Consider the following 22788-nt stretch of genomic DNA (forward strand, 5'->3'; position numbering starts at 1 on the left):
CATGAAGCTCGGCGCCTACACCGCCGTCCTGCACGACCAGCCCCTCACCGAGACCCTGCGGACCCTGCGCGAACTCGGCCTGGAGAGCGCGGAGATCAACTCCGGCGGCTTTCTGCCCGCCCCGCATCTGCCGATCGACGAGATCCGCGCGGGCCAGGACGCCCGGGACGGCTACCTCGCGCGGTTCGCGGCGGAGGGCATCACCCTCACCGCGCTGAACTGCAACGGCAACCCCCTCCACCCCGACCCGCAGGTGCGCGACAAGCACGCCCAGGACGTGCGCGACGCGATCGAACTGGCCGCCCTGCTCGGCGTGAAGCGGGTCGTCACGATGTCCGGGCTGCCCGCCTCCGACCCCGGCGGTCGGCTGCCCTCCTGGACGGTGCTGCCCTGGGACAGCGCCTATCTCGACGCCATGGACTACCAGTGGAACGAGGTGGCGATCCCCTTCTGGAGGGACATCCAGGCGCGCGCGGCGGACGCCGATGTGAAGGTGTGCATCGAGATGCACCCCCACAACCTCGTCTACAACGTCGGCACGATGGAGCGCCTGGCCACCGAGATCGACGCCACCCACGTGGGCGCGGAGCTGGACCCCAGCCATCTGTTCTGGCAGGGCATCGACCCGGTCGCGGCCGTACGGCGCCTCGGCGGCCTGGTGTACAACGCCGCCGCCAAGGACACCCGGATCAACGAGGAAGCGAAGATCAACGGAGTCCTCGACCACCGCCACGAGCGCGTCCGCGCCGAGGAGCCGGGCGCCGTCTCCCTCGGCGGCCGCTACACCCTCAGCCGCTGGCCCAAGAACGCCTCCTGGGACTTCGTCGCCGTCGGCCGCGGCCACGACACCGCCTTCTGGACCGAATTCCTGCGGGCGCTGCGCGATGTCGACCCGGACATGGCGGTCAACATCGAACACGAGGACCAGGAGCTCGACCAGATCGAGGGCCTGCGCCTGGCCGCCGACAACCTCCGGTCCGCTGCTGCCCGCCTCTGAGGCCACGCCGCGAAGGGAAACCCGCCGACACCATGAAGATCGCCCTCGACCCCTATATGATCCGCAACGTCCCGCTGCTCGAACTCCCTGCCGTCGTAGCGGAGTTGGGGTATGAGTGGATCGAGCTCTCCCCCCGGGAGGACTTCATCCCCTTCTTCCGGCACCCGCGCGTCGACGACGGCACGGTCGCGAAGTTCCGCAAGGCGCTGCACTCCGCGGGCGTCGGCATCTCCTCCGTCCTGCCCCTGTTCCGCTGGTCGGGGCCGGACGAGGACGACCGCCAGGCGGCCGTACGCTACTGGAAACGCGCGATCCAGATCACCGCCGACCTCGGTGTCACCAGCATGATCTCCGAGCTCAACGGCCGCCCCGAGCAGAGCGACCGCAGCGAGGCGCAGTTCTGGAAGTCGCTCGACGAACTGCTGCCGCTGTTCGAACGCGAGGGCATCCACCTCGCCCTGGAGCCGCACCCCGACGACTTCATCGAGAACGGCTATGACGCGATCAACCTGATCCGCGGCATCAACCACCCGGGCGTCGGCTTCCTGTACTGCGCCCCGCACACCTTCCACATCGGCAACGACGCCCCGGGCATCATCCGGTACGCGGGGGAGTTGCTCACCCACGTCCACCTGGCCGACGCCTTCGACCACACCGCGTCCTCCGGCAACCGCTACATCCTCAACCCGCCCGGCACCCCCGCCCGCATCCATCAGCACCTGGACATCGGGCAGGGCGAGGTCGACTTCGACGAACTCTTCCGAGAGCTGCGGGACAGCGGCTTCGACGGCACCCTGACCGCCTGTGTGTTCGCCTGGGAGGAGCGGGCGAAGGAGTCCTCGGTGTTCATGCGCCGCACGATCGACGAATATCTGGCCGCCTCGTCATGACGGCCGGGCGTGGCCACCGTGCCGGGTGGCCACGCCCGCCGCCGTACCTCCGCCGTGGGCGGCTACCCGACGAGATCCTGGGTGCCGAGCACGGTGAGCAGCGCGAGGCGTTCGGCGTCCTCGGTGCCGGGCTCGGCCGTGTAGACCATGATGCGCAGCTCGCTGCCCGCCACGGTGAGCACGTCGCAGTCCAGCGTCACGGGGCCCACGCGCGGATGATCGATGATCTTGCGTGCGGCCTCGTGGCGGCCGACGGCGCCGGACGCCCACAGCTCGGCGAACCGGTCGCTGTTCGCGCGCAGCTCCGCCACCAGCCGCCCCAGCCGCTGATCGGCCGGGTAGCGGTCCGCAGCCGCGCGCAGGTCGGAGACCAGCGTGGCCTCGAACGCGCGCAGCGACTCCGGAGTGTGCCGGGTCCGGCCGCCCGGGCCGACGAAGTGTCGCCACACGGCGTTGCGCTGGTGGCCGCGCCACCCCGACGGGTCGCCCATCAGCGCCGCGTACGGCGGATTGGCCAGGAGCAGCGTCCCGGACGCGTCGAAGACCGCGACGGGGGTCCCGGTCAGTCGGTCCAGCAGCCGCTGGACGCTCGGCGTGATGAGCGCGGGCATCGTGTCCGGCCCCGGCGGCGCCAGCCCGGCCAGCCGGAACAGATGGGCGCGCTCGGCGCCCGCCAGCCGCAGCGCCCTGGCCAGGGCCTCGACGACCTGCACCGACGGGTTGGACGCGCGGCCCTGCTCGAGGCGGGTGACGTAGTCGACGGAGATCCCGGCCAGCAGCGCCAGCTCCTCGCGGCGCAGCCCCGGCGCCCGCCGATGCCCGCCGGCGGGCAGCCCCGCGGCCTCGGGTGCCACCCGGTCGCGCCAACGGCGCACCGCCTGCCCGAACTCCGCTGTCGCCATGCAGCCCAGTGTGCACCGCCGCGCCGCACATGTGCCTGGTACCGGTAGTCCCAGGAACACGGGACGTCTGGCTGACCGCACCGCCCCGCCGCACCCTGGAGGCATGACGACAACACTCATCACCGGAGCCAACAAGGGGCTCGGTTTCGAAACCGCCCGTCGGCTCGTCGCAGCAGGTCACACCGTCTACATCGGCAGCCGGGACGCCGAGCGCGGGCGCCGGGCCGCCGAGCGGCTGGGCGCGCGGATGGTCCTCCTCGATGTCACCGACGACGCGTCCGTCGCGGCCGCGGCGAAGGCCGTCGAGGCCGACGGCGGACTGGATGTGCTGGTCAACAACGCCGGCGTCGAAGCGCGGGAGCCGGACGGACGGGTGATCGGCGCGGCGGAGGCGACCGCCGACGCGATGCGGTCGGTCTTCGAGACGAACGTGTTCGGCGTGGTGCGCGTGACCCATGCGTTCCTGCCGCTGCTGCGGCGGTCCGCCGCCCCGGTCGTGGTCAACGTCAGCAGCGGCCTTGCCTCGCTGACCCGGGTCACCACCCCGGACACACCGACGTACGCCTACCCGGGCGTCGCCTACCCGACGTCGAAGACCGCGGTCAACATGATCACCGTGCAGTACGCGAAGGCGTTCCCGCAGATGCGGATCAACGCGGTGGAGCCCGGCTACACCGCGACGGACCTGAACCGGCACACCGGCACACAGACCGTCGAGGAGGGCGCCGAGATCATCGTCCGCATGGCACAGGTGGGCCCCGACGGCCCGACCGGAGGCTACTTCGACGCCGAAGGCCCCCTCCCCTGGTAACGGGGCGGGCGGTCACCCCAGGAACGACTCGACGGCCGAGCTGACCGCGGCGGGGCTCTCCAGCGGCAGCTCGTGCCCCGCGTCGAGGATCCGTACCACCGCGTCCGGATAGCCCTTGGCCATCCGCAGCATCTGCGACACCGGCAGCTGGATGTCGTGATAGCCGTGCAACAGCAGGGTGGGCGTCCGGATCTCACCGACCCGGTCGAGCACATCGAAGGCCCGCATCGCGTCGTAGCAGGTCATGACCACCTCGCGCGGCGTGGTCGCGGAGGCGCGGGCGTATCGCCGCACCTCCTCGCGCGGATGGCCGGGGCCGAAGGCCCGCTGGATGTTGGCCGTGACGAAGACACGGAACGGCAGCAGCGTCGAGGCCGCCATCAGCAGACCGCGGCCGCGGCTGTACACCATCCGGCTGATCGAGCTCACCAGCACCATGCGCTCGATCCGCCCCGGGTGGTCCAGCGCCAGCGTCTGGGCGATCATGCCGCCCATGGAGTGGCCGACCGGGACGAAGCGGTCGACCTCCAGCCGGTCGAGCAGGGCGCGCACATCGCCGGCCAGCTCGGCGATGGTGCGCGGTACCCCGTCGCTCTCGCCGTGCCCGCGCAGATCCAGGCGGATCACCCGCCGGTGCGGGGCGAAGTGCGCCATCTGGTGGTCCCAGCGGTGCCGATTCGCCGTCCAGCCGTGGATGAACACCAGCGGCACACCGTCGCGGCGACCCTCGTCGTCGAACGTCAGTCTGGCGCCAACGACTTCGAGCTGCGGCATGGGTCACGACCTCCGGGCTGTGGCGCGTGCGGGTACGGAACGTTCACCACCGGCCGACTACCGGCGCCCGCCCAGGAAGTCGAGGATGTGCCCGAACACATCGAGGGCGGCGCCCCGGCCGATGAACATGTCGAGGTGACCGTAGCCGGGGACCTCGGCGTACGCCACATCCAGCCGCGGCTGCCGGGCGGCGAGCACCTCGTGGCAGAGCTTCTGGGAGTCCAGCCACAGCCCGTTCTCGCTGCCGGAGAGCAGCAGGACGGGGCAGTCGATACGGCCGGCCTGGTCCAGGGCGTTCTCCGGCAGCGCCCGGTAGCGGCCGTCCCCGTGGTGCCAGCGCACCATGCTGCGCGCCAGCTCGATCCGGCGCAGATGCGGCAGGATCCACAGCGGCGCGGGGCCGAGCAGCTCCGCCAGCCGGTTGTGCGTGGTGGCGGACAGATGTTCGTGCACGAACAGCGAGGCGCCCGTGCCCCAGGCCGAGTTGTGCAGAATCTGGCAGGTCGGGTCCGGGCAGCTCGCCTTCCGCGAAGCCAGGGCGAACAGCGGGGTGTACCGCGACCAGAAGCCCACCTTGCGGAAGTCCACGGGAATGTGGTCGACACGTGACTTCAGCAACTCGGCGGCCAGCGTCATCCGCAGGGACGTCCGGCCCGCAAGCTTCGGCGTCAGGAACACCCCGTGCGCCACCACCCCGGCGAGCCCCGGCACCAGGCCCGCCGCCATGCTCATCGACAGCGAGAGCGCGCCGATGCAGTGGGCCACGACGAACAGCGGCCGGTCGCCGATCCGCTGCCGGACCAGCGCCACCGCCTCGGGGATGTCGTACACGGCGACGTCGTCGTAGGTGTAGCGGCGGCCGGTCTCGTTGTAGGGGAGCCGACAGCTGCCCCGCCAGTCCAGCAGCCACGGCTCATAGCCCTCGTCCAGCAGGACCTCGACCAGGTTGCGGGTCTCGGGCAGCAGAAACATGTCGGAGGACGCGGTGTGGCCGTGCAGCAGCAGCACCGCGGGCCGGTGCCCCTGGCCGGGGGATGAGCCGGTGGTCACCCTGGTCAGGCCGAGCAGGGTGCCGTCCTTGACCCGGAAGGGGAACTCCTCGACGGTCGCCCCGTCGAGCCGGGCGTACAGCGGCCGCAGGGTCACCGGGGTTCGCGGGGATCGCGGGGTCTGCGGGGTCCTCGAGGTCAGCGGGGTCATCGGTCGCGCTCCGTCAGTGTCGGGTTCCGGCGAAGGTCGAGCAGGTCCGCCCCCACCCGGGCGAACGGGCCGAGCAGGCCACGGCCCATCTCCCGGCCGAACCAGGCCAGCCAGGTCAGCTTGGCCACCCGCTTCTCCTGGCCGGAGAGGAGCGGATCGACCCGGATGCCGTCGATCTGGTCGCGCACATAGCTGTCGGCGGGCACCACGACCTCGCCCGCCAGGCTCGCGGGCTCGCCCTCGCGGCCGATCTCGACGGTCAGCGCACGCGTCTGCCGCCACACATCGCGCCGCGCGCGGGCGAACTTCCGGCCCTCCAGCCACCACCGCCGGCCGTCCGCGTCACGCAACCGCAGCCGATAGAGCAGCAGTTGATGACGCAGGCCGTGGCGCAGGGGTATCCCCTCCTGCGGGCGGACCCACAGATCGCCCCGCTCCACCACGACCGGATCGGGGTGCAGCAGCGCGCAGGACAGCTCTCCGCGCACATCGACCCGGCGCTCCCGCACCAGCTGGTACATGCTCGCGATCGACAGGGTCAGCGACAGCGTGCACTCGCTGTGCGCGGGCCCGCCGACCGGGCCCAGGGTGCCCTCGATCGTCTCGGGGAACCACAGATACGGCGGGTCCTGACGGTTCGGCAGCCGGCCGAGGCCGTCCCCGGCCAGCCGCTCGAACGTCTTCAGCTGCGCCTGGGTGTCGTACCGGGTCGCGGCCGGCAGACCGTGCGCGGCGACGAACGCGTCGGTGCGCTCGCCGGTGGCCTCGGGCCCCTTCAGCGTCGCCTCGCACAGCTTCAGGGCGGCCGGGCTGCGCAGCACCCTGGTCAGGAAGTCCAGCCCGGGGACCGGCTCCGCCTCCAGCCGGGCCAGGGCGTCGGCCCGCCACTCGTCCCACTCCTGCACCGTCACGTTCATGCCGCCGAACCCCATGTCCCGCACCACGTCGTCCAGGGTGTTCGGGACGCCCGTCAGGTTGTAGTTGTAGCCCCAGGCGGCGGGTTCGCAGATGACGGCCGCCGCCACCCGGCTCACCCAGTCCACCGGGGCGGCGTTGAGGTAGCGGAAGGCGGGCACGGTACGGAACCGGCCGAACGCCGAGATCAGCCCGCTGCTGAGGTCCTGGGCGTTGTACGCGCCCGTCCTGGTGTGTCCGCCGATGCCCCCGGGGCGCATCACGGTGACCACCAGGCCGTGGTCACGGGCGCGCCGCAGCGCGGTCTCGGCCACCCACTTGGACTTGTCGTAGCCCGCGACCAGGCGGTCGATGCGGGCGAGCGGGTCGTCCTCGCCCATGGAGGCGATGCCGACCTGGTTGAACACCGCGATCGACGAGATGTGGTGCAGCGGCTTGGGCCGCCCGGTCGCCGCCAGCTCCGCCAGAGTCAGCGGCCCCGCCACATTGCTCTGCCGCAGCGAGGGGTAGCCGCGCAGAAAGTCCACCGCCGCCGCCACACTGACCACAGAGTCCAACTCCTCGGCCAGCGCGCTCCAGCGGTCCTCCGGCAGGCCGAGGCGCGGTCGGCGGAGGTCGCCCGGCAGGACGGTGACCCGCCTGCGGATCTCCGAGGACCACGGGAGGGAGAAGCCGGCCAGCGCGGTGCCGAGCCGCTGGGTGGCCTCTTCCTCGTCGGCCGCGCGGACCAGGCAGTAGACGTGGGCGTCGCTGTACCGCAGCAGGTCGAGGAGCATATGGCCGCCGAGGAAGCCGGTGGCCCCGGTCAGCAGGATCCGGCGGGGCGCGGCGGGCTCCGGCGGTCCCGTCCACGGCAGGCCGTCGGCGCGGGCCAGGTCGGCCAGGACCAGCTCGAGATCCTCGTCGGCGGCGCCCACGGACGCGGTCCGGGCCGCGGGTACGGCGTTGGCCGCGGGGCCGGGGGCCGTCGGGCTCGGGGCGGAGGCTCCGATGGCCGGCAGATGGCGCTCGGCGAGACGGCGCGGCCGGGCGTCGGCGAACACATCGTCCAGGGCGAGCTCCACGCCCGACTCCCGGGCCAGCGCGGCCACCAGCTCCACCGCGTCGACGGAGGTGCCCCCGGCGTCGAAGAAGTCGGTGTCGGGCCCCATCCGGCCGTCGGGCAGAAAGCGGGCGGCCACGGCGGCGATGGCCTCCGCCAGCCGGTCCACGTCCGCGGCGGTGTTCGTGTCCGCGTTCGCGTTCGCGTCCACGTCGGCGGCCGGCCCGTCGCCGGGCGGCGCGGACGCCGAGACCGGTGCCGATGCGGCCCCGGGCAGGGCCCGGGCCAGCAGGTCGGCCACGCTGAGCCCGCCGCCACCCCGTTCGATCGACTCGCCAACCGGCCGCCGTCCCTCGTCACTCATCTTGCCCTCACTGCTCCCAGGACCGGAACGCCCGCAGGTGCTCCGGCGTCGTCACGACTGCCAGGTATGTGTCGTCCGGCTCACCGCCGCCCAGCGCGGCGAGCAGCCGTCGGACAGGTGCGTTGCGCGGTGTCCGCTCCGCCGTCAGACGTACCGTGGCGCAGCCCAGGGCCTCGGCGCGGTCGGCCAGCCACCCCAGGAGCCGCTCCTCCACCCCGCGGCCCAGCGCACGGCAGCTGAGCATCCAGGCCAGGACGTCGAGCCGGTCGCCGTCCCGGCGGACCGCGAGCAGCCCGATCTGCCCGTAGTCCCCGAACCGGTCGCGGGCCGCGGCCGTCCACACCTCGCCCTGCTGGCGCCACCGCTCCAGATCGCCGCCGTCGGCCGACCGGGCGCGCAGGGTGAACTGGTTGGTGCGGCGTACGAGTTGCTCGGCGCGCTCGGCATCCCGCCCGGACAGCGGCCGGATGTCGACCTCCAGATCCAGCTGGGCGAGAAACTCCTCGAACCCGGCCCGCTCGCGGATCGCGTCACGGGCCCGCTCATGGCGGTAGAACTCGGCGCGCAGCGAGTCCTCCGCCGTGCCCGCGGCCGGGACCAGCGGCCACAGCCGGGCCAGGAAGGGCTCCAGCTCCCCGGCCGCCGGGCAGGTCACGGACAGCACCTCGGGCAGCGCCGACCGCATGGCGGCGATCTCGACCGGGTTGTCGTCGAGGAACAGGAAGCTGTCGAGGCCCAGGTTGAGGGTGCGCGCCGCCGCCTCCAGGCGCTCCGCCTTGCGGCCCCACGTGGCGGAGACCACGCTGAAGTGCTCCGCCCGCAGCAGGCTGTCCGGGCGGTCGAGCACCGCCCGCACCGTGGCCTCGTCGTTGTTGCTGACCAGGACCAACAGCGCCCCGGCGGCCCGCCACTGGAGCAGCCGGCGGGCCAGCAGCGCACGGGGGCCGCCGAGGTCCACGCCGTCCGGGCCGATCTCCCCGGCCACCCCGCTCCACAGCGTCTCGTCGCCGTCCACCGCGATCACCTTCGGCGGCGTGCGGCGCACGGCCCGCACCACCTCGGCCAGGGTGAGGGCCACGGCGGCCTGGAACGGCGGGGTGAACGGCAGGTGCGCCAGCTTGTCGGTGCGGTCGTCGAACCGGTCCTCGACGGCGTGGTGCCGGGTCCAGCCGTCGGGGCGCAGCACCGCGACACCGGGCAGCTCCGCCAGCTCGGCCGCCAGTTCGCGCTCCCACCGCGCCAGGCGCTCGTCGCCGTACGAGGAGGGCAGGAACCCGACGACCAACGGCCTGCGGGTCCGCTCGGACAGGGCCCGCAGCGCGGCCGGGTACTCCGCGCGCAACTCGGCGAGCAGGGCGTCGCCGACCGGCCCGAACCGCTCCAGGTCGACGGCCCTCAGCAGCACCACTCCGAGCGCAGTCGAGGGGTCGGCGAAGACCCCGGAGGGATCCCGCAGGCCCGCCAGGACGTGGTGATACGGCGCCTCCACGACCGTCACACCGCCGCCCGCCTCCGACGGGTCGTCGGCCAGCGCCGTCTCGCACAGCAGCGGCAGGTTGCCGAGGGCGAAGGTGGCCGCGAGGGCGAGGCCCTGTCCGGGCGGTCTTTGAGGATCAGCCCGCGGCGTCAGATGAGGGGGCACCTCCCGGCCGAAGGCTGGGGGAGCATCGCAAGGCGGAGGGTCGCCCTCGTACTGGGCGCTGCGATCGATATGCCGCTGCCGCGGCGTGGCGGGCGACTCCGACAACGCAGCCGGGGGTACCCCCAGCGGTAGCTGGGGGCGCCGTATCCCCCAGCTACCGCTGGGAGGTGCCCCCTGGCGTCGCGGGCCCGAGAAGACCGCCCGGACAGGGCCTGGCGAGGGGCGCGGGGCCGTGGTGCGCGCAGGCGTGGCGGGGGAGTCGGCCGCGGGGCGGGCCTGCGCCGTGGGGTCGTCGGCCACCTCGGCGAGCAGCCGCAGGAAGCCCTCGCCGAGCGCGGCGCAGCTCGCCTCGTCCATGATGTCCAGGTTGTGGTCCAGCCGCAGCCGTCCGGCGTCCGGCGTCATCGTGACCATCAGGTCCAGGTCGGAGTACCCGGTTCCGGCCGGAAGGACCTCCAGGCCTTCCAGGCGCGCCGCCGAGGACCGTACGTAGTTGAAGTACACCTCCACCATCGGCGCGTTCTCCCGGAACAGCCCCTGCGCGGCCAGCGCCGACAGGGCGTCGGAGAACATGGCGCCCTTCGTCAGGACCCGGTCCAGGCGGCCGTCGGTGCGGCGCAGCACCTCGTGGATCGTCTCGCCGGGCGCGGCCTGGGCCGGGACGGGCACCGGCACCCCGAAGAAGCCCACCGCGTCGTACGCGTCGACGTGGACACGGGTGTCCACCGGGACGGCGAGCACGAACCGGTCCCGTTGCCGTTCGCGGGCGAGCAGCACGGTCAGGGTGCCCAGGCAGAAGGCCGCGGGGGTGATCGCGAGCCGGCTCGCCTCCGAGGACACCCGCTCCATGAGCCCGTCGGGGATCGGCAGGGTCACGCTGCCCGCCCGGAAGGAGCGCACCGGCGGGCGCGGCCGCGCGAGCGTCAGATCGAGCCGGGCGCTGCCGGTGAACGCCTCGCGCCAGTCGGCCGCCGCCTCGTCGGCGCGGTCGGTGGGCCGTGCCTCCTGCGCCTGGAGCAGCAGGTCGATGTCGCGGTTGGAGACGGCGTCGCCCAGCGGGGCGCCGGACAGCTCGCGGCCGATCTCGGCCGCCACGAGCAGCAGCGACTGAAGGTCGCTCACCGCGTGGTGCGCGCCGAACACCAGGACCTGGCCCCGGTCGCCGCGGTCGAGCAGCTCGAACCGCCACAGCGGCGCGGCCGCCAGGTCGAACGGCGGCTCCAGCAGCTCCCGCAGCCGCCTGCCCACCGCGGCATCCTCGTCCGCGCCGCCGCCGAGCTCCGACCAGCGCAGCAGGGGCCCCGCGGGCTCCCGCTCGACGCGCAGCCGTGTGCCCTCCCTGGTCCCCGTGAGGATCGCCGTGCGCAGCGCCGCGTGCCGCGCGGCCAGCCGGGCCAGGATGTCGGTCAACCGCCCCCGGGTGGTGGGCGCGGCGAGCCGGACCGCGAGGCCGATGGCCTGTGCGGCACCGGGGGTGTCCCGGCGGGCGCTGCGCAACAGCCGCACCACGTCACGGGTCGCGGGCCGCAGATCGACCTCGGGCACATCGGCCGCGGAATCGGCCACCGGCGGCCCATTCCGGACGGGCCCGGTGGAGGTGTCCCGCTCCGCCAGCGCCGCGCCCAGGTCCCGTGCGAGGCCGCGGATGTCGGCCGCCGAGAACACCGCCGAGGCGGGCAGTTCGACGCCGAGCTCACGGGCGAAGGCGTTGCGCAGCCGGACGATCATCAAGGAGTCGAGCCCCAGCTCCTTCAGGGCCGTCGTGGGGGCGGCGTCCGCGACCCCGCCGCCGGCCACCTCGCCGACCCTGGCCCGTACATAGGCCTCCAGACGGTCCGTCCGCTCCCGCGCCGTCGTGGCCGCGAGCACCCGGGCGACCAGTCCGCCCGCGCCCGGCGCCGCGGCCGGGGCGGGCACCAGGTCGGACAGCAACGGCCGCGACCGTACGGTGTCCGGGTCGAGCGCGAGCGCCTCCCGGTCCAGGGCGAGCGGGGCGAGTTGGCGGCGCGCCGTGGGCAGCAGCCCCTCGAACAGCTCGCCTCCCTCCTGCGGGGAGAGGCCCACCAGGCCCGACCGGCTCACCGACGCGGCCCGGATGTCCGACCCGGCCACCAGGCCGACCTCCGCCCAGGCGCCCCAGTCGAGGCTGAGCGCCGGCCGGCCGGCGCGGGCGAGATGGTGCGCCCAGGCGTCGAGGAAGGCGTTCGCCGCGCAGTACGGGCTCTGTCCGGCCGAGCCGAGCAGGCCCGCAGCCGACGAGAACAGCACCAGACGCTCCGCCTCGGGCACCAGCTCGGTGAGCAGGGCCGTGCCCAGCACCTTGGGGGCGAGGACCCGCAGCACCCGCTCCTCCGTCAGATGGGGCACCGTGGCGTCGTCCAGCACGCCGGCGGTGTGGACGACGCCGGTGAGCGGGCCGAGTTCGCGCCGCAGCCCGTCCAGCGCGGCGGCCAGGCCCGCCCGGTCGGCGACGTCCGCCCGGGCGTGGCGGACCGTCACGCCGCGCCCCCGCAGGTCCTCGATCCAGCGCGCCGCCTCCGCGGTGGGCGCTCCCCGGCTCAACAGCGCCAGCCGGCGCGCACCGCGCCGCACCAGGCGCTCGGCGACGACCCGGCCGAGGCCGCCGAGACCACCGGTGACCAGATACGCGCCGTCGGGGCGGGGCTCGCCGCGCCCGGCGTCGTCCGGACGGGTGCGGACGAGGCGCGGCACCAGGCGGCCCGTGCCGCGCAGCGCGACCAGGCGCTCGCCGTCGGCGTGCCGCAGCTGTGCCCACAGGGCGTCGAGACCGCCGTCCGACGGCAGGTCGATCAGCGTGGTGGCCAGCTCCGGGTACTCCTGGGCCACCGCGAGGCCGAAGCCCCAGCCGAGCGCCTGCTGCGGGTGTGTCACCTCCGCGCTGTCCCCGGCGGCCTGGGCGCCCCGTACGACCAGGAACAGGCGCGGGGCCCGGCCGCGCGGGCGGTCGGCGAGCGCGCGCACCAGGTGCGCGGTGGACAGGCAGCACAGCCGGGCGGCCCGGGCGGCCGCCTCGGCCGACTCGATCAGCGGGGCGTCCAGGGCGGACAGCTGGACCACCCGCTCCGGCGGCCCCTCGGGGAACGCCTCCGCCAGCAGGCGCGCCAGGTGCTGCGGGTTCAGCGGATCGAGCCGGTAGCGCCCGGGCGCCTCCGCCGCGAACGTGTCGCCCCTGCGGGCCACCACGTGCGGCACCGGTCCGAGCAGGCCGCTGAGCGCGGCCCCCACGCCCGACTCGTCCGACAGGATCAGCCAGCCGCCCTGGGCGGGCGCCTCGCGCGCGGCGGGCCTGGGCAGCCACCGCGTCTCGAAGAGCGAGCCGTCGAGCGGAGACAGCGCGGCCAGCCGGAACCCCTCGATGTCCAGGACGAGTTGTTCCTCCGCGTCCCAGACCCGCAGATCCAGGGTGGCGGTGTCCCCGTCCACGGCGCGCAGCGAGCAGGTCGCCCAGGCCGGTGCGGTACGCCGGCCCGTGAACCGCAGCCGCCCGACCCCGGCGGGTACGAACGCCCGGCCCGCGGGGGCGTCGCCCGGCAGGGCGGCCGTCCGGAAGGCGGCGTCGAGGACGGCGGGGTGCAGCAGATGCCCGGCGGCGGGCACCTCGGCCAGCCGGCCGAGCGCCGCGCCGGCCGAGCGATGGCCCTCCTCCAGGCCCCGGAAGGCCGGGCCGTAGTCGATGCCCAGGGCGGCAAGACGGGCGTGGACTTCGGCCATGTCGACTGCCTCGGCGCACAACTCCCGCAGCTCGGCGAGGCCTTCAGGGCCGCCGCCGGGCCCGGGGCACGGCTCGGCCTCGGCGCGGGCAACACGCCCGCGGACGTGCCGCACCCACTCCGGGCGCGGCCCGCGGAGGGCCGTCGAGGCGATGGCGAAGTCCCGGACGCCGTGCTCCTCGGGCCGCAGGACCAGCTGAAGCCGTACGGGCGCCGCCGCCTCCAGCCGCAGCGGCGCCTCGAACTCGACCTCGGACAGCCGCGGCCGTCCGCCCTCGTCGAGCGCCGACGCCGCCGCGAGCGCCATCTCCAGGAACGCGGCGGCGGGCAGCCACACCTCCCCGGCGACCCGGTGGTCGGACAGATAGCCGAACCGGCTGTCCCGCAGGTCGAGGTCGGTCTGGAAAATGTGCCTGTCGGGTTCGTCGCTGGCCTCCACATGCGTGCCGACCAGCGGCGAGGTGCCCGGCCCCGTGGCCGTCGCGGGAGCGGCCGACAGCCAGTGGCGCTCCCGGGCGAAGGCATAGGTGGGCAGGTCGGCGCGGCGGCCCGCCGGGAACAGGGCCGACCAGTCGGGCGTGTGCCCCGCGCCGTACAGCCGCCCCAGCCCGCGCAGCAGCCCGTCCGGGCCCGCTTCGTCGCGGCGCAGCGAGCCGACGCTCACCGCGTCGATCCCGGCCTCGGCGGCCACCGACTCGATCGACGCGCCGAGCGACGGATGCGGGCTCAGCTCCACGAAGTACCGACAGCCGTCGTCCAGCATGTGCCGCACCGTGTCGGCGAACCGGACCGGCTCCCGCAGATTCGCGTACCAGTAGTCGGCGTCCAGGCGGTCACCGGCGACCGGTTCCGCCAGCACCGTCGAGTACAGCGGGGTGGGCGTCCGTACCCCCCGGACACCGGCCAGCGCACCGAGCAGCTCCTCGCGCAGCGGCTCCATCAGCGGGCTGTGGGAGGCGAACGCCGCCGACAGCCGGCGCGCGGGCACCCCCTCCTCGTCGAGCCGCCGTTGCAGCCCGGCCAGCGCGTCGAGCTCGCCGGAGACTGTGGTGGACCGCCCGCTGTTGACCGCCGCCACGAACAGCCGGTCCGGATACGGGGCGAGCAGCCGTTCGACCTCCGCGCGCGGCAGCTCCACGGACAGCAGCCCGCCCCGGCCCGCCAGCGGCACCACGGCACGGGCCCGCCGGGTCACCACGGCCGCGGCGTCGTCGAGGGCGAGGGCTCCCGCGCCGTACGCGGCGGCGAGCTCGCCCAGGCTGTGGCCGACCACCGCGTCGGGGACGACCCCCAGGGAGCGCCAGGCGGCGGCCAGCGCGGAGTTGAACGCGAACAGCACCGGCTGGAGGACATCCGTCCCCTCCATACCGGGCGCGCCCGCCTCGCCGCGCAGCACCGCGCCCACCGACCAGCCGGTGTGGCGGGCGATCGCCTCGTCGCAGCGGGTCAGCTCCTCCCGGAACGCCTCGGAGCCCGCCATCAGCTCGACGCCCATGCCCGGCCACTGCCCGCCGTGCCCGGGGAAGACGAACGCCACCTTGCCCGCGGGCGCGGCCCCGGGCGGCGACAGCGACACGCCGGGCCGCGCCTCCCCCCTCGCCACGGCGTCGAGACCGGCCAGCAGCTCGGCCCGGTCGTCGGCCTCCACCGCCGCGCGCCGCTCGAAGTGGCTACGGTGGCGGGCCAGCGTATAGCCGATGTCCGGCAGGGCGGATCCGTCGGCGGGGAGGGCGGCCAGGTGTCCGGCGAGCCGGGCGGCCTGGCCGCGCAGGGCGGTGTCGCCGCGCGCGGACACCACGAACAGCCGCCGCCCCGGGGCCGCTTCGGCCCCCTCGGGCAGGGCCTGAACCGGGGGCTGAGGTGGGGCCTCCTCCACGACCACGTGGACGTTGGTGCCGCTGATCCCGAACGCGCTGACCCCCGCCCGCCGCGGCCGCGCGCCCGACGGCCAGGCCACCGGCTCCCGCAACAGCCGCAGCCCGCTGCTGTCCCAGTCCACATGGCGGCTGGGCCGGGCGGTGTGCAGGGTGCGCGGCAGCGTCGCGTGGCGCAGCGAGAGCACCACCTTGATCAGACCGGCGATGCCCGAAGCCGCCTGTAGATGGCCGAGGTTCGACTTCAGCGAGCCCAGATACAGCGGACGGCCCTGTGGCCGGGAGACGCCGAACACCTCCGACAGGGCGCCCGCCTCGATCGGGTCGCCCAGCGTGGTGCCGGTGCCGTGCGCCTCCACGTAGTCGATGTCCGCGGGCGCGAGGCCGGACAGCTCCAGGGCCCGGCGGACGACCCGCTCCTGGGCCGGGCCGTTCGGCGCCGCGAGCCCCTGACTGCGGCCGTCCTGGTTGACCGCGGTGCCCCGCAGCACGGCGAGCACCTCGTCGCCGTCGCGAAGCGCGTCGCCCAGCCGCTTGAGCACGACCATCCCCGCGCCCTCGGCCCAGACCGCGCCGTCGGCCTCGTCGGAGAACGACCGGCAGCGGCCGGTCGGGGACAGTCCCCGCAACCGGCTGAACTCCACGAACGTCTGCGGTGTCACCATCAGCGTCACGCCGCCGGTCAGCGCCAGGTCGCACTCGCCGGAGCGCAGCGCCTGGGCGGCCAGGTGCACCGCGGCGAGCGAGGAGGAACACGCGGTGTCCACGGTCAGGGCCGGGCCCTGCAACCCCAGGGCGTAGGCCAGCCGGCCCGAGGCCACACTGAGCGCGGAGCCGGTGCCGACATAGCCGTCCAGCTGGTCGAGCCGGGAGCCGGCCAGATAGTCGCTGCCGAACATGCCCACGTACACACCGGTGGTGCTGCCCGCGAGTTCGGCCGGCACGATCCCGGCGCGCTCCAGCGCCTCCCACGCCGTCTCCAGCAGCAGCCGCTGCTGCGGATCCATCGCGGCGGCCTCGCGCGGGGTGATCTCGAAGAACCCCGCGTCGAAGGCGTCGATGTCCCGGAGGAACCCGCCCTCCCTGGCGTAGGTCTTGCCCGGAGCATCGGGGTCGGGGTCGTACAGCGACCCGACGTCCCATCGGTCCGCCGGAAACGGCCCGACCGCGTCGCGGCCGTCGGCGAGCAGCTCCCACAGCGCCTCGGGGTCGGCCACGCCGCCCGGCAGCCGGCAGGCCATGGACACCACGGCCACCGGTTCGTCGGCTCCGCCACGCGCCCGCGGGGCGCCGGTCGCGGGCCGCCTGGCGGCCCGCTCGCCCGACGCGACCACGGTGTCCAGCAGATGTGCCGCGAGCCGGGCCGTCGTCGGGTGGTCGAACAGCACGGTGGCCGTCAGCCGGGCGCCGAGCCGGGCCCCGATCCGGTTGCGCAGCTCGACGGCCATGAGCGAGTCCAGGCCCAGCTCGCGCAGCGGCCGGCCGGGGCGGATGGCGTCCGGCGAGCGCAGCCCCAGGACCCGGGACGCCTCCTCGCGGACCAGGGACAGCACTCGCTCGGCGCGCTCGGCCTCCGGGAGCCGGGCGAGCCGGTCCGCCAAGGCGGCGCCGTCACGGCCGGCCCGTGGCGCGGGCAGCAGCGTGCGCCACAGCGCGGCCGGGCCGCCGTCACGGGCGAAGGTGTCACGCAGCCGCGACCGGTCCAGGGCCCAGGCGACCAGATGCGGGGCCCGGCGCGACAGTGAAAGCTCGACCAGCTCACAGGCCTGATCGGGGGTCAGTGCGCGGTAGCCGGACCGGGCCAGGCGCTCCAGATCGGCGTGTTCGGCGGCGAGCCCGCCCCCCGACCAGGCCCCGAAGGACACCGATACGCCGGGCAGGCCCAATGCCCTCCGGTGGTGGGCCAGTTGGTCGAGGTAGACGTTGGCGGCCGCGTAATTGCTCTGCCCGGCGTTCCCCACCACCCCGGCGGCCGAGGACACCAGCAGGAACAGGGCGAGCGGTGTGCCGGTGGTGAGCCGGTGGAGGTTGGCCGCCCCCGCCACCTTGGGGCGCAGCACCTCCGCGAGCCGCTCGGGCGTCTGCTCGGCGAGCACCCCGTCGGCCAGCGTGCCCGCGCAGTGCACGACGCCGCGCAGCGGCAGCTCGCCACCGACGCGGCCGAGCAGCTCGGCGAGGGCCGCCTCGTCCGCCACGTCGCACGCAACCACCTCGACCTCGGCGCCGAGCGCGGACAGCTCCGCGGTGACCTCGCCGCGGCGCGGGTCGGCGGGGCCCCGACGGGATGTCAGCAGCAGCCGCGGGACGCCGCTCTCGGCCAGCCACCGCGCGATACGCCCACCCACCGCGCCAAGACCGCCGGTGACCAGCACCGTGCCGTCGGTGGGCACCACCGTGGCGCGGCCGCCCAGCTCCAGGACGACCGGGCCGTCCCGGCCCGCGGCCCGCCGGCGCGCGGCCTCGCGCGCCGCGGTGATGGGCAGCACCTGGGGCGGCGGCGGGCGGAGGCGGCCGGAGCCGATCAGCGCCACGACCGCGCGCAGGGCCTCGCCGAGCCGTTCGCGAAGGCCGTCGTCGGAAGGGCCGTTGTCGGAGGGGTCGTTGTCGAAGGGGGCGTTGTCGGACGAGCCGAGGACGACCACCCTGCCGCCCGGCGCGGCCCCGGGGTGCCTTTCGCCCTCCGCCGCCACCAGCAGCACGTCCGACGGCTCTGCGGCGTCCCGGACGAGCCGGGCCCCGAGCGCCTCCGCGAGCCGGGCCGCGGCCGCACCCGGCGCCCCCGTGTCGGGCGCGACGCGCACCCGCTCGCCCGGCTGGACGTCGGCGAGGTCGCGCAGGGCGTGATGGGCGGTGGCGTACGCGAGGGGGAGGGACGCCGCGACGGTGAACGGCAGCTCGTCCGGGATCACCGCGACCATCCGCGCCTCGGCCACCACCTGGGAGCCCAGCGCCGTATCGGCCAGGGCGAGGACCCGCCCGCCCGGCGACAGCCCGTCGACTCCCGCGCCGACCTCCGTGATCACGCCGGCGCACTCGGCCAGCGCGCCCCGGGCGCCGGGCACCGCGCCCGCCCGCACCTCGATCCGCACCCGGCCGGGCGGCAGCTCCGGCCGGGGCACGGCGCGCAGCTCCAGGTCCGACCGGTCGCCGGGAGGCGCCGCATCCGGGGGTCCGGCCAGCTCGTAGCAGTCGTCGGCCGGGACCTTGAGGTCGTCACCGGCGCGGGCGCGTACGAGCCGCGGTGCGAGCAACCTGCCGCCGCGGACCGCGATTTCCGGCTCGGGGTCCACCAGGGCGGCGGTCAGGGCGGGCCAGGGGCCGGGTCCTTCGAGGTCGACCAGGCTCAGCCCGAGTTCCGGGTGTTCGGTGCGCGCGCCGCGGGCCAGGCCCCACAGCACGGACTGGGCGAGGCCCGGCACCGTGTCGTCGCCGTCGGCCGCGACCGCGCCGTGCGTCACCCAGACGACCCGTGACGGCGCCCGGTCGCGCGGCAGGGCGAGGAGGGCCCGCAGCTCGGCGAGTCCGGCGGCCGCCAACTCCTCGGCATGCAGGGCTGGTTCGGATTCCGAACCGGGAAGCGGCCAGAACCTGACCAACGTGCCGTTGGACTCCGGCACGGTGTCCACCGCAGTGGCCGTACGCACCCCGGTTCCCGCCGGGCCGAGACTCCTCAGGGCCGCCGCCACCCGCTCGTCCGAAGGGTCGCCGAGCAGGGTCCAGCTGTCGCCCGGTGGCGGTGTGCCGTCCGTCGGCCCGGTCTCGGCGGCCACGGCCGTCCACGCCACCTCGTACAGATGCCGGGCGGTCTCGGAGGCGACCCGCAGATCCGCCGGGTCGGCGGCGCGCAGCCGCACGCCCTCCAGGCGCCCCGCCGGAAGGCCGTCGGGGTCCCACAGCGTCACATCCAGCGTGACATCCGTCCCCGCGCCACCGGTGCGCCGCACGGACGCGGTGAGGTCGTCCGCACCGCCCGGAGGCAGGGCACACCGGTCGACGGCGACCGGCAGCAGCACGCGGCCGGAGGTGTCGAACGCGGCGGCCACGTGCAACGCGGCGTCCAGCAGGGCGGGATGGACCGGATACGGGTCCGCCACGTCGCGGGCCCGTGGCGGCAGCGAGAGCCGGGCCAGCACCTCGCCGTCGCCGACGCGCACCGCCGACCGGACACCCTGGAACGCCGGACCGTAGCCGAGGCCCGCCTCGGCCAGCCGCGCATACGTGTCCGGTCCCCAGCACGGCTCCGACGCGTCCTCCGGCCACACCGGCGGCGGGCCGACGGCGCCGGTGGCGGGCTCACCGGCCGACGCGGTGGCGTGCAGCGTCCACTCCGAGGACCCGGTCTCCCGCCCGCGCGGCCGGCTGTGCACCAGGACCTCGGGCACGGCCCGCGCGTCCGCCGCGACGACCTCGACGGACACCTCCACCGTGCCGGCGGCGGGCAGCGTCAGGGGCGCGAGCAGCAGCAGGTCGGCGACGTCGTCCTGCCGGTCGGGGCGGGCCGCCGCGAGCGCCGCCCGGCACAGCTCCGCCACGGTCGTCCCCGAGACCACCACCTGCCCGAACACCGCGTGGTCGGGCAGCCACTCGGCCGTGGCGCGGGACCACTCGCCCCGGAACGTCCAGCGCGTCGCGTCCGGTGACCGCAGCTGGACCCCGAGCAGCGGATGCCCGGCGCGGGGGAGCAGGCCCGAGGCTCCGGCCGAGGTCTCGGGCTCGGTCCAGTGCCGCTGCCGGTCCCACGCGTACGTCGGCAGCTCGGCCCACGCTCCGTCGGCGACCAGGCGCGACCAGTTGATGTCCCGCCCGTGGACGTGCAGTTCGGCCGCCGCCCGGTCCAGACAGCCGGGCCCGTCCTCGTCGCGCCGCAGGGAACCGACGGCGACCAGCTCGTGGCCGGTGTCCTCGGCGACCGTCCGCAGGGCGGTGATCAGCGACGGATGCGGGCTGAGTTCGACGAAGTAGCGGTATCCGTCGGCCGCCATGCGCTCCACGGTGGCGGCGAAGCGCACCGGCTCGCGCAGATTGCGGTACCAGTAGTCGGCCTCCAGCTCCTCGCCGACCGGCTCGCCGAACACCGTCGAATACCACGCGACGGACGCCGGATACGTGACGATGCCGTCGAGGTCCCCCAGGATCGCCTCGCGCACGGGCTCGACCCGCGGGCTGTGCGACGCGTAGTCGACGTCCAGCCGCCGGGTGAACACCCGCTCCCGCTCGAGGCCGGCCAGCAGGGACTCCAGCGGCGCCACCTCCCCGGCCACCACCGTCGACCTGCCGCTGTTGACGGCCGCCACGGACACCGCCCCGCCCAGCTCCGCGAGGCGGGCCTCGACCTCCGCGGACGGCAGGGCCACCACGGCCATGGCACCGCTCCCCACCACGCCCGTCAGGGCCTGGCTGCGCAGCGCCACCACGGCCGCCGCGTCGTGCAGACCGAGCGCCCCGGCGACACAGGCCGCGGCGACCTCGCCCTGGCTGTGCCCCACCACGGCGTCCGGCCGCACCCCGCGGGCCCGCCACACCGCCGCGAGGGCCACCATGACGGCGAACAGCACCGGCTGGACGACGTCGACCCGCTCCAGGGGCGGCGCGTCCGCGTCGCCGCGCAGCACGGCCGCGACCGACCAGCCGGTGTGCGGGAGCAGGGCCGCGTCGCAGCGGTCGAGCTCGTCCGCGAACAGCGGGGAGCCGACCAGCAGATCACGGGCCATCCCGGCCCACTGCGCTCCCTGGCCCGGAAACACGAAGGCCAGCTTCCCCGGCGGCAGCGGCTCCGACGGCCCCACGACCAGTTCCTCTCCTGGCCGCCCGGCGGCCAGCCCGCGCAGCCCGCTCAGCAACTCGTCGCGGTGGCGCGCCACGACCACGGCGCGCCGCTCGAAGTGCGTACGGCGATGCGCCAGCGTCGCGGCGACGGCCCGCAGAGGCGGGGCCGCTTCGGCGGTCAGGGCGTCCAGGAGCCGGCCGGCCTGTCCGCGCAGGGCGGGCAGGGCGTGGGCCGACAGCGGGAACAGCGTCGCCTCCGGCCGTTCGTCACCGGCGGACCGCGGCGGCGGTGCCAGGTCTTCCGGCGCCTCCTCGATCACCACATGCGCGTTGGTGCCGCTGATCCCGAACGCGCTCACCCCGGCGCGGCGCACCCGCTCGCCGCGCGGCCACGCGCGCGCCCGGCCGTACACCTCCAGGCCGCCGCCCGCCCAGTCGACCCGCTCGGTCGGCGTGTCGGCGTGCAGCGACGCCGGAAGCCGCTCGTGCCGCAGCGCCAGCACCGTCTTGATGACCCCGCCGATCCCCGCCGCGGCCTGCGCGTGGCCGATGTTCGACTTCAGGGACCCCACGCCCAGCGGCCGGCCGGCGGGGCGGCCCGGCCCGAAGACGGCGGTGAGGGCGCGGCCCTCGATGGGGTCGCCGAGCAGGGTGCCGGTGCCGTGCGCCTCCACATAGTCCACGTCGTGCGGTTCGAGGCAGGCGGCATCCAGCGCGGCGCGTACGACCCGCTCCTGCGCCGGGCCGCTGGGGGCGCTCAGGCCCTGGCTGCGGCCGTCCTGGTTGATCGCCGAGCCCTTGACGACCGCGAGCACCCGGTCGCCGTCCCGCCGCGCGTCGGCCAGCCGCTTGAGCACCACCAGGCCGCAGCCCTCGGCCCACACCACGCCGTCCGCGTCGGCCGAGAACGGCCGGCACCGCCCGGTGGGCGACAGCCCGCGGAGCCTGCTGAACTCGACGTGGCCGCGCGGGGTGACCATCAGCGTGACGCCCCCGGCCAGGGCCAGGTCGCACTCGCCACCCGCCAGGGCGCGCGCGGCCAGGTGCAGGGCGACCAGCGAGGAGGAGCAGGCGGTGTCGACCGTCACGGCCGGGCCCCGCAGATCCAGCGCGTAGGCGAGCCGGCCGGAGGCGACGCTCGCCGCCGCGCCCGTGCCGACGTGCCCGTCCAGCTGCCCAAGACCGGCCGAGGCCAGATACCCGCTGTCGTACAGGCCGAGATAGACGCCGGTGGAGCTGCCGCCCAGCTCTTTGGGGACCATCCCGGCCCGCTCGACCGCCTCCCAGCAGGTCTGGAGCAGCAGCCGCTGCTGGGGGTCCGTCGCGGCCGCCTCGCGTGGCGCGATCCCGAAGAACGCGGCGTCGAAGCGGTCGATGTCGGTGAGGAACCCGCCCCGCAGGGTGTACGCCTTGCCGGTGGCGTCCGGATCCGGGTCGTACAGCCCCCGGGTGTCCCAACGGCCCGCCGGGACCTCGCGGATGGCGTCCTCGCCCGCGTCCAGGAGCCGCCAGAGGCCCTCCGGGTCGTCCGCGCCCCCGGGAAAGCGGCAGGCCATCGAGATGATCGCGATGTCGTCCGGCGCCCCCGGCACCCGGGGCGGCCGGGCCCCGGACGCGGGGCTCTTGCCGCCGGACAGCGCTTCGGTGATAGAGGAGATCGTGGGGTGGTCGTAGAGCAGGGAGGGGTCCAGCTCACGGCCGATCCGCTCGGACAGGCCCACGGTCAGCGCCACCAGATCGCGCGAGCCCAGGCCGAATTCGGCGATCGGCCGGTCGGCCTCGACCCGCAGCGGGTCGAGCCCGGTGCGGTCGGCGACGGCCTGTGCCAGCCACGCCTGGACGGCCTCGGGGGAGGCGGCGGTGAAGTTCCTCGCGGACAT

8 protein-coding genes are annotated in these 22788 nt (G+C 75.3%); 3 read left to right on the plus strand and 5 right to left on the minus strand.

Features of this window, described 5'->3' with window-relative positions; genetic code table 11:
• The first annotated feature begins 1 nt into the window (after window position 1).
• Window positions 2-997, plus strand: a complete 996-nt coding sequence (locus ACZ4WQ_RS09730) for a sugar phosphate isomerase/epimerase family protein (RefSeq protein WP_311723258.1) — start codon at window positions 2-4, stop codon at window positions 995-997.
• A gap of 32 nt (window positions 998-1029) precedes the next feature.
• Window positions 1030-1887 (plus strand): sugar phosphate isomerase/epimerase family protein, encoded by an 858-nt coding sequence (locus tag ACZ4WQ_RS09735; protein ID WP_311723257.1) that lies wholly within the window; start codon window positions 1030-1032, stop codon window positions 1885-1887.
• 62 nt (window positions 1888-1949) lie between these two features.
• Here ACZ4WQ_RS09735 and ACZ4WQ_RS09740 read toward each other — a convergent pair whose 3' ends face one another.
• The gene (locus ACZ4WQ_RS09740) at window positions 1950-2789 is read right to left on the minus strand and encodes a helix-turn-helix transcriptional regulator (RefSeq protein WP_311723256.1); all 840 of its coding nucleotides are present in this window, start codon (window positions 2787-2789) and stop codon (window positions 1950-1952) included.
• A 103-nt stretch (window positions 2790-2892) separates the two neighbouring features.
• Here ACZ4WQ_RS09740 and ACZ4WQ_RS09745 point away from each other — a divergent pair, with 103 nt between their 5' ends.
• Window positions 2893-3600, plus strand: coding sequence for an SDR family NAD(P)-dependent oxidoreductase (locus tag ACZ4WQ_RS09745; protein WP_385337320.1), 708 nt, complete (start codon window positions 2893-2895; stop codon window positions 3598-3600).
• Between the two features lie 12 nt (window positions 3601-3612).
• On the opposite strand, the gene ACZ4WQ_RS09750 is transcribed toward ACZ4WQ_RS09745, so the two are convergent.
• The 4 genes from ACZ4WQ_RS09750 to ACZ4WQ_RS09765 are packed head-to-tail and all read right to left on the minus strand — an operon-like array spanning window position 3613 to window position 22788.
• On the minus strand, window positions 3613-4374 hold the full coding sequence (locus tag ACZ4WQ_RS09750) for an alpha/beta fold hydrolase (protein ID WP_311723254.1): 762 nt from the start codon (window positions 4372-4374) through the stop codon (window positions 3613-3615).
• 57 nt (window positions 4375-4431) lie between these two features.
• Window positions 4432-5574: an alpha/beta hydrolase gene (locus tag ACZ4WQ_RS09755; RefSeq protein WP_311723253.1), complete on the minus strand. Its 1143-nt coding sequence runs from the start codon at window positions 5572-5574 to the stop codon at window positions 4432-4434.
• Entirely contained in the window at window positions 5571-7895 is a 2325-nt protein-coding gene (locus tag ACZ4WQ_RS09760; RefSeq protein WP_398375238.1) for a thioester reductase domain-containing protein, read from the minus strand. The genes ACZ4WQ_RS09755 and ACZ4WQ_RS09760 overlap by 4 nt, the downstream gene beginning before the upstream one ends.
• Window positions 7896-7902: 7 nt before the next feature.
• Window positions 7903-22788, minus strand: a complete 14886-nt coding sequence (locus ACZ4WQ_RS09765) for an SDR family NAD(P)-dependent oxidoreductase (protein WP_398375239.1) — start codon at window positions 22786-22788, stop codon at window positions 7903-7905.

The sequence above is a fragment of the Streptomyces sp. NPDC028305 genome, assembly GCF_055569495.1.

What these genes read in the sequence shown, in the direction of transcription:
- ACZ4WQ_RS09730 (WP_311723258.1), top strand. Translation starts at nt 2, where the DNA reads ATGAAGCTCGGCGCCTACACCGCCGTCCTGCACGACCAGCCCCTCACC.
- ACZ4WQ_RS09735 (WP_311723257.1), top strand. Translation starts at nt 1,030, where the DNA reads ATGAAGATCGCCCTCGACCCCTATATGATCCGCAACGTCCCGCTGCTC.
- ACZ4WQ_RS09740 (WP_311723256.1), bottom strand. Translation starts at nt 2,789, where the DNA reads ATGGCGACAGCGGAGTTCGGGCAGGCGGTGCGCCGTTGGCGCGACCGG.
- ACZ4WQ_RS09745 (WP_385337320.1), top strand. Translation starts at nt 2,893, where the DNA reads ATGACGACAACACTCATCACCGGAGCCAACAAGGGGCTCGGTTTCGAA.
- ACZ4WQ_RS09750 (WP_311723254.1), bottom strand. Translation starts at nt 4,374, where the DNA reads ATGCCGCAGCTCGAAGTCGTTGGCGCCAGACTGACGTTCGACGACGAG.
- ACZ4WQ_RS09755 (WP_311723253.1), bottom strand. Translation starts at nt 5,574, where the DNA reads ATGACCCCGCTGACCTCGAGGACCCCGCAGACCCCGCGATCCCCGCGA.
- ACZ4WQ_RS09760 (WP_398375238.1), bottom strand. Translation starts at nt 7,895, where the DNA reads ATGAGTGACGAGGGACGGCGGCCGGTTGGCGAGTCGATCGAACGGGGT.
- ACZ4WQ_RS09765 (WP_398375239.1), bottom strand. Translation starts at nt 22,788, where the DNA reads ATGTCCGCGAGGAACTTCACCGCCGCCTCCCCCGAGGCCGTCCAGGCG.